We start from the raw sequence: 13,913 nt of genomic DNA, 5'->3' as shown, positions 1-13,913 counted from the left end.
CCGAAGGCGGTCTCGATCCGCTCTGTGCGGGACGTCCCGGGGGCAGGTCCGATCCGCACAGAGCGGACATCTCGGAGCCGGGCTCGATCTGCACCTGACACGGACGTCCCGGTAGTGGGTTCGATCGGCGCCGAGCGTGTGTCCCTGAAGTGGGTTCGAATCTGCACCGGGCCGCGACGTCTCGGAGGCGGGGTCGATCACGGCGTGCAGGGGATATGGACTACGGCGGGCGGTCCGTCGACCGTGCCCGCCCGGCACCGTCCCGGACGACCGGAGGTCGCGGTTCGGCGTTGCGCAGCCGGATGCCGCTGAAGCCGAGCGAACTGTCCACCACCGCGTCCCAGAATGCCCAGAGGTTCGGCAGCACGCGCAGTTGGATGCCGGCCTCTTCGTGCAGGGCGAACAGATCGCCGACCGGCTCGGGCGGGCCCAGTGGCCGGACCTCCTCGGTGGTGACGTGGGCGTGCGGCACCGGCTCGCCGAACGGGCGGAACCCGTCGGCCGGGAGCCGGTAGGCCCACAGGCGCACCGTGCGCAGCGTCGCCGACCAGCGGTACTCGACGGCGTGCACGCGGTCTCCGCCGCCCGGTCCGAGGATGCGGTCGCGGTCGCGCGCGGTGGTGTCCGGCGTCGTCCACGCCATGGCGCGGGGGCACTCGCGGGGGAACCAGTAGTCCGGCGCGCGGGCCGCGTCGACCGCCCACACGAGCGGTTCGGGGGCGTGTCCCGTGGTTCTGGGCACGAAACGGGTGATCCGCGGGTCTTCCGAGAAGTGCAGGACCTGGCCGGGCTCGGGGCGCATGCGCCGCGTCAGAAGTAGGCGGGGTCGGGAAGGGCGCCCTCGGCGGTGCGCAGGCGGTCGCTGATGCGGGTGAGCAGGTCGATGGACTCGGGGGACAGGCCGACGGTGGTGCGGACCAGGCGGCTCAGCAGCGGGCTGCTCAGCTGGCCGGCCAGCTCGGCGTCGGGGTCGGCATTCTGGTCCAGACGGTCGAGATCCACGGGGACGCTCACAATCTGACTGCTCGGGCACGGTACCGGGGACTCCACGCGCAATCCCCGGTCGAAGGTTCCCCGCGCCGGGCGTGGACCCCGCGACGCGAACCTCTCCGGCCCATTATCAACGAATGCTCCGCGTTTGCCGAGCCCTATGTTTGTGTTTTGTACCCCTCTGTTATCCGTCACCGTTGGTATCGCCTGGCGGGTGTGAGATGTGCTGATGCGCTCCGGGGTCGCCGTGTTCGAGGCTGATGCGCTCGAATATCTTGTGGCGCAGTCTGATTCGGGCTGCATCCGCTGATCCGCCGCGTGGGTCTGCGGCTCGTCCGGCGCTGCGGGGGGATCGTTCATTCTTGTACGAATTGTTCACACCCCTGGTCGTGAGACGCGAATGCCGCCCTGCGGGTGGATGTTTCGGCCCGCTGCCCCCAGAACTGTTGGCATCGTGAACGCCGTTGCGTCCCAAGGCGATCGATGTCGAACGCACATCACGAGCCGTAATCGCCGGGAAACGCCGACCGTGGTGCGCGGGCAGCCGATCCGCCGGTGTGGCAATTCACACCAGGGGTTTGCCGAGCCTGTGGACTCTCACGAAGGCCCGGTCGGCGCTGTGCGTTCTCACAGCGGAGGCGGCCATCCACGGATCGGAACGGGCAGTCCACTCGATAGTCGACATGGTGTGCGTGGGGCCCGGTGTGGGTGTTGTCCTGCGCGGGGCACGTCGGCCCCGGGGTGGGTGCTGCCCCGCGTACACGGAGTTTCGGCCCGGCGCCTGCGCCCTCGGCAGATCGCGTGCGACGGACGCGCCGATCCCGGGCGGGAGGGTGCTCGAACGCCGACGGCACACCGTCGGGTCACTGATGCGAGCCCGGCTCTCTACACAGGAAGTGCCCGGCCGATCGGATCGGCCGGGCACCTCACCCGTGGGGATCAACCGCGCCGGCGGCGGGTGTTCTCCGCGACGTCCTGGCCGCGCTCCTTCACGGCGTCGGCCAGCTCGACGCTGCGCACCTTGGCCGACTCATCGAGTTCGGCCCCGCGTCGGCGGGCGGTGTCGGCGAACTCCGCGCCCCGGTGCCGAGCGACCTCACCCAACTCCACGGCCCCGCTTCTTGGCGATCTCGCCGAGTTCGGCCCCGCGCGCTTTGGCGATCTCACCGAGTTCGGCCCCGCGCGCTTTGGCGACCTCGCCGAACTCCGAGCCGCGCTCCTTGGCGACCTCGGCGAGTTCGGCCCCGCGCGTCTTGGCTGCCTCGCCCAGGTCGGCGCCCCGCACCTTCGCAACCTCGCCGAGTTCGGCCCCGCGCGTCTTGGCGACCTCGCCGAGTTCGGCGCCGCGCTCCTTGGCCACCTCCGCCAGCTCCGCTCCCCGGTGCCGCGCGACCTCACTCAACTCCGCCCCGCGATGCCGCGCCTCGGCCCCGCGTTCCTTCGCGACTTCCGCCCACTCCGCGCCGTGTTCTTTTGCGGCGCTGGCGAATTCGGCGCCGCGCGCCATGAGGACCGCCGCGAGGGCCGCGCCGCGCTTGCGGGCGGTGGCCGCCCAGTCGGGTCCGTGTTCCTGGATCGTGCCCGCCACCTCGGCGCCCTTGGCGGCGGCCGTGCTGCCGAGGGCCTTGGCCCGTTCGGCGGCTTCGTGAGCGTTGTGGCGCAGCGCCTCGCCGGTGGCGTTGTCGGCGGTCGCACCGAAGGGGAGCGCGGCCGAGACGGTGGCGGCGGCGTTGCGGGCGGCGCGGCGGCCGCGCCAGCCGAGCGAGGGTTTGCCCTCGGTGTCGGCGCTGGCGATGAGGAGGCCGCCGAGCAGGCTCACGTCCTTGAGGAAGGCGTTGCGTTTGGCGATCTTGCGGTCCGGGTCCTGCTCGGCCCAGAAGTCCTGTTCGGTGACGGTCGCGGGTACCACGGTGGCCGCGAGCACCAGCGAGGCGAAGCGCGGGGCGCGGCCCAGCGCGAGCAGCACGCCGCCGGACACCTGCGCGATCGCGTTCACGCGCACCACGGTGCCCGGGTCGGAGGGCAGCTTCTGCACGACGCCGGGCGGCAACGAACGTTCCCCCTGCTGCACCAGCGTCGCCGCGGTTTTCGCCCGCGACTGCGGGTGGATCAGCGTGTCGATTCCGTCGGCGACGAAAGCGGTCGCGAGCAGCGGTCGGGCAAGTCGGCGCAGCAACATGAAGGTCAACCCTTTCCTCGATGGCCTATCGATCGGGTTCCCGCGGTTTTCCATGCCAAACAACAAGATCAGCATACCCGTGTGACACCGGAAATGGGCTCGTTCGCGCTGGTCAGGGCGGTTCAGCCGGTGGCGTGCGACCGCCCGCCGCGATACGGGCGCACTGCGGGATCGGTGAGGAAATCGGTGATCGCCGTCGTCACCGCGTCCGGGTCCTCCACCATGGGCAGGTGCCCGCAATCGGCCAGCACCACGCTGGATCGCGGCCGCAACGTCCGGTCCAGCACCGCGCCCGCCGACGCCGACAGGATGCGGTTCTGCTTGCCCCAGATCGTGCAGATCGGCGGGAAATCCGGGCCGGGCGTGAACTCGTCCAGCACCCGGTACGCCGGGAATCCCTGCACCAGGCCGTGCAGCGCTTGCAGCCGCCCCGGATCACCCCAGTGCGCCCGCAGCCGCCGCGAATGCCGCAATCCGAGCCTGCGCCCCCGCGACCCGAGCTGATTCGCCACGATCAGCGACACCACCTGGTCGGGCAGCGCGATCCGCCGGGCCAGCGGCCCCAGCGGGAGCATGCCGTCCAGCCAGGCCAGCGGCGCCTGCTGTCCGCGCCGCACGGTGTTGCGGGTGAGCGGGCTGATCAACACCAGCGCCCGCACGGCCGACGGATGCGCCATCGCGTAGGCGAGAGAGGTGGCGCTGCCCAGGCAGTTGCCCACCAGCACCACCTCGCGCAACTCGTGCGCGTCGAGGAACGCGCCGAGCATGCGCGCGTAGTCGGAGAGTTCATACCCGCTCGCCGGCCGGTCGGATTCGCCGTAGCCGGGCAGGTCGAGCGCGAACACCTCGTGCCGGTGCCGCAGCGCCGCCACCTGGTCGTCCCAGATATGCCGCTGCGCTCCGGCGTTGTGCAGGAACACGATCGGCGGCCCGCTGCCCGCCCGGTCGTAGACAACCTTGCGGCCCTGGTGCGCGAAAATCGCCACGTCGCCTCCTTGCGAGTGGACACGCGTGCGGTGTGCGACGCCTTGGTCCCAAGGTAGACCGCGCACCTGCCGCGGTCGAGACCTGGATCACACCGGGTGCGCCAGCGCGTCGGCGATCCCGGCGCGCACCACCTTGCCGGTGGCGTTGCGCGCCAGCGGTTCCGTGGTGAGCCGCCACCGCGCGGGCACCTTGTAATAGGCCAGCCGTTCGCGCGCGAAGTCGCGCAGCTCGTCGGCACCGACGGTTTCGTCGGAGACCACGACCAGCGCCGCGACGGCCTGCCCGAGATCGTCGTCGGGCACGCCGACCACCGCGCTCTCGCGCACCGCCGGGTGCTCGTCGAGGACCTGTTCGATCTCGGTCGGATAGACGTTCTCGCCACCGCGCAGGATCAGATCCGAACGCCGGCCCGACAGCCGCAGCCTGCCGTCCTCGAGCACCCCGATATCGCCGGTGCGCAGCCGGCGGTCCGGGGTGAGGGCCGCCGCCGTGGCGGCCGGATCGTTCCAATACCCCAGCATCACATAGGGACTGCGCACCCAGATCTCGCCTTCGACGCCCTCGCCGACGGGTTCGCCCATTTCGTCGCGGATCTCCAGGCTCACCCCGATCACCGGCCGCCCGACCGTGTCGGGGAACGCGGCGAGTTCGGCGGGCGTGGCGAGGGTGGCGGCCGTGCCGCATTCGGTCATGCCGTAGCTGGTGACCAGCGCCGTGCGCGCGACGGGCAACTGCTCGCGCAACCGCTGCTGGAGCGCGGCCGAGGACGGCGCCGAGTTGAGCGAGAACGCCGCCAGCGAGGACAGGTCGTAGCCGGCGAGATCCGCCTCCAGCATGCGCACCGCCATCGTCGGCATGGCGCCCCAGTTGGTGACGCGCTCGCGCTCGATGAGCCGCAGCACCCGGTCGGCGGCGAACGCGCCCGCGTAGAGCACGGCGGTGTCGCCGGTCGCCATGCGCGGCAGCACCAGGTTGTGCAGGCTCGCGATGTGGAACAGCGGGGAGGTGAGCAGGAAGCGGCGGCCCTTGGGCGCGCCGTCGTCCGCGCCGCCGGTGAACGCGGCGGCCATCGCGTCGTTGAAGCGGTGATAATCGATGACCGCCAAGAGATTTCGGTGCGAGTGCACCGCGCCCTTCGGCCGTCCGCTGGTGCCGCTGGTGTAGAGGATGACGGCGGGATCGTCCTCGGCCACGGGTGTCTCGGGCAGCTCGCTGCCGGCGAATTCGCCGATCAGCGCGGGGATGTCGGTCTCCATGGTGAGCACGGGCACGGCGATGTCGCCGGCGAGTTCCGCGCGCTTGCGATCGGCGATCAGGACAGAGGGCTCGGTGTGCGCGAGTCCGTACTCGATCTCGCGCGGCGCCCACCACGCGTTGTAGCCCACGGCGATCGCGCCGAGGCACTGCGCGGCCCAGAACGCCACCACCCACTCCGGGGTGTTCGCCGCGAGGATGCCGATCCGATCGCCCTTGCCCACGCCGTACCGGTCGCGCAGCGCGGTGGCGAGCGCCGCGACCTGCGCCGTGTGCTCGGCGTAGGTGATCCGCCGGTCCTCGGTGACCAGGAATTCGCGCTCGCCCAGCGCGGTGGCGCCGACCAGGATCTCCCGCAGGGCGCGCCGCCGGTTCCGGAACACCGGCAGCGGCGCGCCGAGCACGTCCTCGACCGCCATCTCGAACGCCCCGCCCGGCCCGGTGAGCCGCCCGGCCACCGCCGCGGCCATGGCGCGCATGTCCGTGGAGTTCGTCATCTGTGGTTTTCCCTACTCGTCGTGCGCGAAACGCCCTCGCGCGCGGGGGTGGCGTCGGCCCCGTTCGGAGTGTGCCCGATCGGGCGGGCGCGGGGGAGCGGATCGGCGGATTGCCTGTCGCCGTGCGAGTTCCGGGGCAGAACCTTCGTGTGGCCGGTGGTGTAGCTCGGAATTCGCTGTCTCGATACCGCCGTCGCGCACCCGCCCGATTTCCCGGCGCGGTGCGAACCTGTCGGTGGCGTGCGGCATCATCTGTGCACGCAGACATCCACGAAGACCGCTCGGAGTTGCACCATGCCGTCGCCACGAACCAAACCCAAGCCGTTGTCCGACACCGAGATCGAGCAGATCGCCACCGAGATCGCCGACGGCAGACCGCCCATGGTGTGGTTCACCGCGCACGCCGTCGGTGTCCCGGAGGGGCGCTCCGGCAAGGTGATCGCGCTCGGCGACCCGTCCGACGGCGACTTCCTGCAGGTGCGGCCCACCGGCTCCAAGGATGTACTGTCCTTTTCTCCGACCGAAGTGACGTTGACCAAGCCGTCGCGCGAGCGGCAGGCGACCACCCCATCCGGCCGGCCGAAGTCGACAACCAGGAAGGATTCCACCGTGACCCAGCCGTCGACCCAGACGAGCGCTCCCACCCCTGCCCCCACCCAGGCGCCGTCGGCTTCCGCCGCGAAACCCGTTGTGGCCCAGCGGGAAGCGAACGCCGCGCCGGTCGATCCCGCCAAACCGGCCGCCAAGCCCGCGGCGCCGGCGGCCAAGCCCGCGAAGGCTGCGGCCGCGCGCAAGGCGAAGGCGCCGGAGGTCACGGTCACCCTGTCGGGCACCGCCGAGGGCGAGTGGACGGTCGAGGTGGTCAGCGGCAAGAAGCGCTCGGTGCGCGGCCTGCCGGTGAACAGTTCTGCGGTGGCCCAGGCCGCGAAGCTGCTGCATCCCGAGGTCGCCGAGGTGGTGGCGAGTGTGCTGGAGGCCGCGCGCGGCGCGCAGCTGGCCAAAGTGGAGCAGTTGCAGGCCGAGCTCGAGCAGGCCAGGCGTTTGCTGGAAGAGCTGACGGACTGAGCGCTCAGACCGCGGTGCTGGAGGGCCAGGCCCGCCTGCCGGGTTCGGTGACGGCGCGGCGCGCGGCGCGCAGATCGTCGTGGAAGGCGTAGCCGAGCGCGTACTCCTTGGCGTGGTACATCGCCGAATCGGCGTCGCGCAACAGGTCGTAGACGGTCGCGCCGGTGTCCTCGCGGCCCACGCACGCGAGCCCGACGCTGGCGGTGATCGGCACTTCGCCCGCGCTCAGTTCGAACGGCCGGACGAAGGCGCCGAGTAGTCGTTCGGCCGTCACGGCGGCCTGGGCGCGGTCCAGCGGCGCGAGCACCACGAACTCGTCGCCGCCGTAGCGGGCGACGGCGTCGTCGCGGCGCACCACGCGCCGGATGCGGGAGGCGGCGTTGGCGATGAGTTCGTCGCCGACGGCGTGGCCGTAGCTGTCGTTGACCATCTTGAAGCCGTCCAGGTCGATGAACATCAGGCACAGCGGCTGGTCGCGCCAGTGCGGGTCGTCGCGGTCCAGCGCCCGCAGCAGCGCCGACCGGTTCAGCAGCCCGGTGAGCATGTCGTGGTCGGCCTGGTACTGGGCGCGCCGCTCGCTGCGGGTGCTGCGCTGGACGGCGCGCTCGCTGCGCACCAGCACGCCGACCAGCAGCAGCGCGAACAGTGAGGACACCACCACCCGGTCCACCGCGCCCAGGCTCGATCCCACCACCGGCACCAAGGACGCGACGATCAGCACCACCGCGATGAAGCTGGCCCGCCGGCGCGACCGATGCGGGTGGATGCGCCGCGGCGCGCCCAGCCCGGCCATGGTGGGGTGCAGCGCGGCGATGCCCAGCGCGGCGTACCCGATCAGCAGCGGCGTCATGAGCACTTCGTGGTCGAACCGCGCCGAGCCCGCGGCCTGCAGGCTGTAGCCGAGATCGCCGATGAGCACGGCGATCATGGCCAGGTGCAGCAGCCGCAGCGAGGTCTCCGAGCGGGTGGAGGTGGCGATCGAATGCGCGACGAGCGTGAGCAGCAGCGCGTCCAGGATCGGGTAGGACGCGGCGATCACGGCGGCGCCACCGCCCGGCCGCGCGTGCAGGATGGGCGAGATGAGGAAGGTCCAGGAGGCGAGCAGCGCGCCGAGCCCGATCAGCGCGGAGTCGAGCAGCAGATCGAAACAGTGCTCGGCCTGGCGCGGGCGCAGCCAGAGCCAGGCGGCCACGCCGATGCCGAAGTAGCCGGTGAGGGTGAACACGTCGTCGAGCGGGCCCAGCGCGAAGCCGGAGTGGTCGCGCAGCGAGGCGCCCGCCGCGAACAGCACCGCCGAGATGGACAGCAGATACCAGGGCATCGGCCGGGGCGGGCGGTGCCGCCGCAGGCCGAATCCGATCATGCCCAGCGCCCCCACGACCACCACCAGCATGGTCAGCAGTGCCAGCGTGCGCGAACCCACCGCGAGCGGGAGCGCGATCAGCGCCGTCCACCCCCCGAGAAGCGCTGCGCACCAGAGGTTTCCGTGGAACGGTCGGCTGTGGTTCTGCTGCTCGGCACCCGGTGTCATCAGCCCCCCTCGGTCGCTCCGTCCCCGGTGAACCGCGCGGCGTAGTACGTCTGTGAATCCTCCACCGCGACTTCGACGTTCGTGTGCTCGTCGAGCACCGACCGGATGCCGTCGGCGAACGAGAGCTGAGTGTTGTTGTACGAACAGATGTCCCAGCCGACCGCGGCGCGTTCCGATACCAGTACCCGGACCACCGATTCGATCATGGCATGGAATGCCGCCCCCTGTCGGGCACTTGGTGCGACAAGGGTGAATCCCGCGTAGTAGATCGCGCCGCGCGCGGCGTGCTCGGGGTAGCGGGCCGCGAAGTACTCGGGGCTGATCCACGGCACGGTCTCGAGGTGCCTGGTCAGCGTGGTGAGCCCGATCGGTTCGCCGTCGGCGGTGCGGGCCACGTGCTTGTGCACGCGCGGGTCGACCATCTCCTCGCGGAACTCGTCGCGGTGCAGCACCTGGCGGGCGACCGCCTTGGCGCGCAGCGGGCCGAACGCCTCCTCGTAGAGGCGGTGGAAGCCCTCGATGCGGTCCTCGGGGATGGCCGTCTCGACCGTCACGTGCAGCTCGCTCATCGCGCACCCCACCCGGCGGTGTCGTAGGCGGCGAGCACCAGCGCGCACACCGGGTCGCCGGTGCTCTCGGCCTGGGTGACCGACAGGTGCACGGGCCCGAAGCGATGCGGTCGCGCGGCGGTCATATCGGCCAGGCTGGCGCGGATCATCCGTTCCACCTCGGCGGCGGTGGCGGCCTCGTGCTCCACGAAAAGCCCTGCGCCGGAGCCATCTTCGCGCAGCGCCCAGCCGATACCGGCGGCGGCGGTGCGGCCGGGGCCCTCGGCGTGGTGTGCGGCGTAGACGCAGTGCAGCCGGTCGCCCCACGGAATCGGTTTGCGGATCCGGGCGGTGCGTTCCAGGGTGGCGCGCGGCGGGATCACCGACGAAAGGCGGATCAAGTTCGCATCACCCACTCCCAGCTCACGCAGTGCCGCGTCGAAGGCGGACAGCGCTGTCGCACCCACCCCCGTCGCGGCGCCGATCTCGATCGTCAGTGGTGCCCCGTGCGAACGCCGGTCGTCACGCTCCGGCCTGCCGAGGGGCGGAAGTAGTCGATCGATCCACTGCAGCCCGAGCAGGCCGCTGCGTAGGGTCGTGTGAATCATAGTGCCCTCCGGAGAACGGCGGCCCAATTTGCAGGCCGCGATTGCTTCGAATTCGACTCTGCGGCACGAACGTGAATCGCGCACGCACAGTGGGCGAATGGCCGTCGCGGCGCGGCGTGTCTCGTAGCGTGTGGCGCATGAGCGAGCAGGGCGGCGTGACGAGCGAGGTGGCGATGCGGACGTGGGTGGCCCCGGGGCGGGTCAACATCATCGGTGAACACACCGACTATAACGACGGTTTCGCGCTCCCCATCGCGTTGCCGCTGGTCACACGCTGTGCCGCCGAGCCGGACGGCACCGGCCGGGTACGCGTCGAATCACGCCAGCGGCCCGGCGAATCGGTGGACGTGGCGCTCGGCGACCTCGCGCGGGTGCGCGCCGAACTGCCTTCCTGGGCGCGGTATCCGCTGGGTGTGGTCGCCGCGTTCGCCGGGCGCGGACACCGGATCACCGGGGTGTCCCTGGTGCTCGACGGCGCGGTGCCGATCGGCGCGGGCCTGTCCAGTTCGGCGGCGCTGTCGTGTTCGGTGGCGATAGCGGTGCGCGACCTGTTCGCCCCGGAGGTCTCCGACCGCGCGCTGATCGACCTGGCTCGCGCCGCCGAGAACGACTATGCGGGCGCGCCCACCGGCGTGCTCGACCAGTCGGCCGCAGTGCTGTGCACGCCGGGGCACGCGCTGCTGCTGGACGTGCGCGAGTTCCACGCGGGAACCGGTGGCTACGAACAGATTCCGTTCGACTTGGCCGCCGCCGGACTGGATCTCCTCGTGCTCGACACCGGCCGTCCGCACGCCCTCGTGGACGGCGGTTACGTGCGGCGGCGCGCGGAATGCGAAGCGGCCGCGACGGCCTTGGCGGTGCCCGCGCTGCGCGACGTGGACGCCGACGCGGTCGTCCGGCTCGAGGACCTGCTGCTGCGCAGGCGGGCGCGGCACGTGGTCACCGAGAACGCGCGCGTCCAGGAGGTCGCGGCGCTGTTGCGCGCGGGCGCCGACCCGCGCGGCATCGGTCCGATCCTGCTCGACGGGCACGCCTCGCTGCGCGACGATTTCGAGGTCTCGACCACCGCCTTGGACGTCGCCGTCGCGGCGGCGGCCGAGGCCGGAGCGCACGGCGCGCGCATGGTCGGCGGCGGTTTCGGCGGTAGTGCGATCGCCCTGGTCGACAGCGAAGACGCCGACGCGGTGGCGGGTGCGGTGCGAGAAGAGTTCGCCCGGCGCGGTTTCCTCAGGCCGCGCGTCTTCGCGGTGACGCCCGCGGCGGGCGCGCACCGCGAACCCTGAGCGCACGCGAGACGCGCTGAGCGACCGTCCAGGTCATATCCGCGATTGTGCCGCGCCGGTGCGGCACAATCACGCACAGTAGATACCGAGAGCTGGACCTCGAGCCCGACACCCGGTTGCCATCGCCAGGAGGGACGACGCTGTGCCGCTTGCCGATTCACCCCTGCTCCACTCCCTGCACCACGCCGCGGGACAGCCACTCGCCCAGTCCGGCCTGCGCCTGGACGCGGACCCCGTCGACTACGCGCTGGTAGCGGTCTATTTCGTCTTCGTGCTCGGCATCGGCCTGCTGGCCAAACGCCGGGTCTCGTCGAGCATCGACTTCTTCCTGTCCGGGCGGTCGCTGCCCGCCTGGGTGACCGGCCTGGCGTTCATCTCCGCCAACCTCGGCGCCGTCGAGATCATGGGCATGTCCGCCAACGGCGCCGAGTACGGCTTCCCGACCTTCCACTACTTCTGGATCGGCGCGATCCCGGCCATGCTGTTCCTCGGCGTGGTCATGATGCCGTTCTACTACGGCTCCAAGGTCCGTTCGGTGCCGGAATTCATGCGCAGGCGTTTCGGCACCGGCGCGCACCTGGTGAACGCGCTGAGTTTCGCCGTCGCGCAGATCCTCATCGCGGGCGTGAACCTCTACCTGCTCGGCACCATCCTCAACGTACTGCTGGGCTGGCCGCTGTGGGTGTCGGTGGTGGTGGCCGCGGTGATCGTGCTCTCCTACATCACCCTCGGCGGCCTGTCGGCGGCGATCTACAACGAGGTGCTCCAGTTCTTCGTCATCGTTGCGGCGCTGCTGCCGCTCACGCTGGTGGGCCTGCACAAGGTCGGCGGCTGGGACGGCCTGCGCGACAAGGTGACCGCCTCGCCCGGCGGCGCCGCGCAGCTGGAATCCTGGCCGGGCAACGAGCTGAGCGGGTTCGCCAACAACTTCCTCTCGGTGCTGGGCATCGTGTTCGGTCTCGGCTTCGTGCTCTCCTTCGGCTACTGGACGACGAACTTCGTCGAGGTCCAGCGCGCCATGGCCACGCACTCCATCTCCGCCGCGCGGCGCACGCCGATCATCGGCGCCTACCCGAAGATGTTCATCCCGCTGATCGTGGTGATCCCGGGCATGATCAGCGCGGTGCTGGTGCCGGAGATGGCCGAGTACAAGCAGGCGGTCACGGCCGACCCGGACTACAGCGGTGATGTCACCTACAACCAAGCGTTGCTGTACCTGATGAAGGACGTGTTGCCGAACGGGTTGCTGGGCATCGGCCTCGCGGGTCTGCTGGCCGCGTTCATGGCCGGTATGGCCGCGAACATCTCGGCGTTCAACACGGTCTTCAGCTTCGACCTGTGGCAGCAGTACGTGGTCAAGGACAAGCCCGACGGCTACTACCTGCGGATCGGCCGCCTGGCCACGGTCGGCGCGACGGTGGCCGCGATCTTCACGGCGTTCATCGCGGGCAACTTCAGCAACATGATGGACTACCTGCAAACGCTGTTCAGCTTCTTCAATGCGCCGCTGTTCGCCACGTTCATCCTCGGCATGTTCTGGAAACGGATGACGCCGACCGCGGGGTGGATGGGCCTGGTGGCCGGAACCGGTTCGGCCGTGCTGGTGTTCATCCTGCACGAGCTCGAGGTGTTCCAGTTGTCCGGGCAGGGCGCGAGTTTCGTGGCGGCGGGCGTCGCGTTCGTGGTCGACATCGTGGTGAGCGTCGTGGTCACCCAGGTGACCCAGCCCAAGCCCGCCGCCGAGTTGGTCGGCCTCGTCTACTCCGAGACGCCGAAGTCCGTGCGCACCGATCCGGATGCGGCCACCCTGCCCTGGTACCAGCGGCCGGTGCTGCTCGCCGGGATCGCGCTCGTGCTGGTCATCGCCCTGAACATCATTGTCGGATAAGGAAGTTCACCGATGCTCTTCGACATCCGCACCATCGTCGGCGCCCTGCTCGGCCTCTACGCCGTGGTCCTGGTCATCACCGGGCTCGTGCACGACACCGCCGCCGAGGAGGCCAAGACCGGCGGCATCAACGTCAACATCTGGGCGGGGCTGGGCATGGGCGCCGTGTCGGTGGCGTTCTTCGCCTGGGTGCTGCTGCGGCCGGTGGTGCCGGCCGAACCGCCCGCCCGTTCGGACGACGAGAAGCGCGAGTCCGGCGATTCGTCCGGATTGTGATGGTTGATTCTTCGAGTGATGCGGGATTCGAGTACCGGACCGCGTCCGGTTTCGGATGCCGTCACTAACGATTGCGATGAAAGTCGTCACACTTCATCACGGGCGAAATCGTTTGCGGGCCGCCGGGGTCCGTCTCGGCGTGCCGCGCGGCCGCTGGCAATCGGCGGGCCAATAACGTACCTACCGGTCGGCTGGAAATCGCCGGACGCTGCGGTGAATGGGGGGTGAACAGGCGTGATCCGGGCCATTTCGGGAATTCCGGGCCCTGGCTCGAATTATTGGATTTTTCAACCACTTCACGGATTTGTCGCCGGGGAGCAATGCGTTCCGAAGTATCTCGTGCTACGCGACGAATCGAATCTCACACTGCTTAGATAGCTGAAAAATAGCTAACCGCCCCGGGGTGAACCGGCCCCCGATCCTGTCGTATTGCGTGCATCCGGCGCCTCCTGTAGTCCTGTGAAAACGCACGGCTCTCGCCGCTGAGGCTTGTGCGGTCGGATAAACGCCGGGCGCGTCGTCGCGCCGGTCCAGCGGAAATCGGAGGGTAAGTGGCTGTGGATTCGGATGTTGGCAACCGGGTGTGTGCGCTGTTCCGGCACGGCTTGCGGGTGCCCGACATCGATATCGACACCCCGCTGTTGGACTACGGACTCGATTCCGTGCGCTCGGCCGAACTCGTCATCGAAATCGAGCGCGAATTCGGCATCGAGATCAGCGACGAGGAAGCGGCGACGATGCACACGGCGCGGAATGTGATCGACTACGTGGCCGATAAGACCGGGCCCGCGAGGATCGGGGCGTAGC

The 13,913-nt window shown here is 70.2% G+C and carries 14 protein-coding genes; 5 read left to right on the top strand and 9 right to left on the bottom strand.

Annotated elements, in window-relative coordinates:
- Positions 1-220 precede the first annotated feature (220 nt).
- The 6 genes from DFR74_RS34070 to casG form a co-directional block, all read right to left on the bottom strand.
- Entirely contained in the window at positions 221-802 is a 582-nt protein-coding gene (locus DFR74_RS34070) for a DUF6886 family protein (protein ID WP_067514053.1), read from the bottom strand.
- Positions 803-810: 8 nt separating this feature from the next.
- Entirely contained in the window at positions 811-1,014 is a 204-nt protein-coding gene (locus DFR74_RS34065) for a hypothetical protein (RefSeq protein WP_147266031.1), read from the bottom strand.
- A gap of 915 nt (positions 1,015-1,929) precedes the next feature.
- The gene (locus DFR74_RS36420; RefSeq protein ID WP_157115891.1) at positions 1,930-2,100 is read right to left on the bottom strand and encodes a hypothetical protein; all 171 of its coding nucleotides are present in this window, start codon (positions 2,098-2,100) and stop codon (positions 1,930-1,932) included.
- Positions 2,087-3,169: a DoxX family protein gene (locus DFR74_RS34060; protein WP_067514060.1), complete on the bottom strand. Its 1,083-nt coding sequence runs from the start codon at positions 3,167-3,169 to the stop codon at positions 2,087-2,089. Before DFR74_RS34060 ends, DFR74_RS36420 begins: the two co-directional genes overlap by 14 nt.
- Positions 3,170-3,291: 122 nt before the next feature.
- Complete coding sequence (locus DFR74_RS34055) at positions 3,292-4,155, bottom strand: alpha/beta fold hydrolase (protein WP_067514051.1); 864 nt, start codon at positions 4,153-4,155, stop codon at positions 3,292-3,294.
- Between the two features lie 87 nt (positions 4,156-4,242).
- Complete coding sequence (gene casG / locus DFR74_RS34050) at positions 4,243-5,907, bottom strand: steroid-24-oyl-CoA synthetase (RefSeq protein ID WP_067514050.1); 1,665 nt, start codon at positions 5,905-5,907, stop codon at positions 4,243-4,245.
- Between the two features lie 294 nt (positions 5,908-6,201).
- Here casG and DFR74_RS34045 point away from each other — a divergent pair, with 294 nt between their 5' ends.
- Positions 6,202-6,972 (top strand): DUF6319 family protein, encoded by a 771-nt coding sequence (locus DFR74_RS34045; RefSeq protein WP_067514049.1) that lies wholly within the window; start codon positions 6,202-6,204, stop codon positions 6,970-6,972.
- A 4-nt stretch (positions 6,973-6,976) separates the two neighbouring features.
- Here the strand turns inward: DFR74_RS34045 and DFR74_RS34040 are convergent, their stop codons facing one another.
- The 3 genes from DFR74_RS34040 to DFR74_RS34030 are packed head-to-tail and all read right to left on the bottom strand — an operon-like array spanning position 6,977 to position 9,659.
- Positions 6,977-8,503: a GGDEF domain-containing protein gene (locus DFR74_RS34040; protein WP_084538182.1), complete on the bottom strand. Its 1,527-nt coding sequence runs from the start codon at positions 8,501-8,503 to the stop codon at positions 6,977-6,979.
- On the bottom strand, positions 8,503-9,072 hold the full coding sequence (locus DFR74_RS34035) for a hypothetical protein (RefSeq protein WP_067514048.1): 570 nt from the start codon (positions 9,070-9,072) through the stop codon (positions 8,503-8,505). The genes DFR74_RS34040 and DFR74_RS34035 overlap by 1 nt, the downstream gene beginning before the upstream one ends.
- The gene (locus DFR74_RS34030; RefSeq protein WP_113975404.1) at positions 9,069-9,659 is read right to left on the bottom strand and encodes a pyruvoyl-dependent arginine decarboxylase; all 591 of its coding nucleotides are present in this window, start codon (positions 9,657-9,659) and stop codon (positions 9,069-9,071) included. Before DFR74_RS34030 ends, DFR74_RS34035 begins: the two co-directional genes overlap by 4 nt.
- Positions 9,660-9,796: 137 nt before the next feature.
- Here DFR74_RS34030 and galK point away from each other — a divergent pair, with 137 nt between their 5' ends.
- The 4 genes from galK (at position 9,797) to DFR74_RS34010 (ending at position 13,912) form a co-directional block, all read left to right on the top strand.
- Entirely contained in the window at positions 9,797-10,942 is a 1,146-nt protein-coding gene (gene galK, locus DFR74_RS34025) for a galactokinase (RefSeq protein WP_232331919.1), read from the top strand.
- Positions 10,943-11,156: 214 nt separating this feature from the next.
- Positions 11,157-12,830, top strand: a complete 1,674-nt coding sequence (locus DFR74_RS34020; protein WP_113975405.1) for a sodium:solute symporter family protein — start codon at positions 11,157-11,159, stop codon at positions 12,828-12,830.
- Between the two features lie 12 nt (positions 12,831-12,842).
- Positions 12,843-13,106: a hypothetical protein gene (locus DFR74_RS34015; protein WP_067514047.1), complete on the top strand. Its 264-nt coding sequence runs from the start codon at positions 12,843-12,845 to the stop codon at positions 13,104-13,106.
- 557 nt (positions 13,107-13,663) lie between these two features.
- Positions 13,664-13,912, top strand: coding sequence for an acyl carrier protein (locus tag DFR74_RS34010; protein ID WP_170160848.1), 249 nt, complete (start codon positions 13,664-13,666; stop codon positions 13,910-13,912).
- Position 13,913 lies beyond the last annotated feature (1 nt).

The sequence above is a fragment of the Nocardia puris genome, from assembly GCF_003315035.1.
GTDB lineage: Bacteria > Actinomycetota > Actinomycetes > Mycobacteriales > Mycobacteriaceae > Nocardia > Nocardia puris.
The sequence above is the reverse complement of the archived record's forward strand: the minus strand, read 5'-3'. Positions and strand labels throughout refer to the sequence as shown.

Excerpts from the sequence above, each read along its gene's own strand:
- DFR74_RS34015 (WP_067514047.1), top strand. The coding sequence starts at position 12,843 with ATGCTCTTCGACATCCGCACCATCGTCGGCGCCCTGCTCGGCCTCTAC.
- DFR74_RS34045 (WP_067514049.1), top strand. The coding sequence starts at position 6,202 with ATGCCGTCGCCACGAACCAAACCCAAGCCGTTGTCCGACACCGAGATC.
- DFR74_RS34070 (WP_067514053.1), bottom strand. The coding sequence starts at position 802 with ATGCGCCCCGAGCCCGGCCAGGTCCTGCACTTCTCGGAAGACCCGCGG.
- DFR74_RS34030 (WP_113975404.1), bottom strand. The coding sequence starts at position 9,659 with ATGATTCACACGACCCTACGCAGCGGCCTGCTCGGGCTGCAGTGGATC.
- galK (WP_232331919.1), top strand. The coding sequence starts at position 9,797 with ATGAGCGAGCAGGGCGGCGTGACGAGCGAGGTGGCGATGCGGACGTGG.
- DFR74_RS34035 (WP_067514048.1), bottom strand. The coding sequence starts at position 9,072 with ATGAGCGAGCTGCACGTGACGGTCGAGACGGCCATCCCCGAGGACCGC.
- casG (WP_067514050.1), bottom strand. The coding sequence starts at position 5,907 with ATGACGAACTCCACGGACATGCGCGCCATGGCCGCGGCGGTGGCCGGG.
- DFR74_RS34060 (WP_067514060.1), bottom strand. The coding sequence starts at position 3,169 with ATGTTGCTGCGCCGACTTGCCCGACCGCTGCTCGCGACCGCTTTCGTC.
- DFR74_RS34040 (WP_084538182.1), bottom strand. The coding sequence starts at position 8,503 with ATGACACCGGGTGCCGAGCAGCAGAACCACAGCCGACCGTTCCACGGA.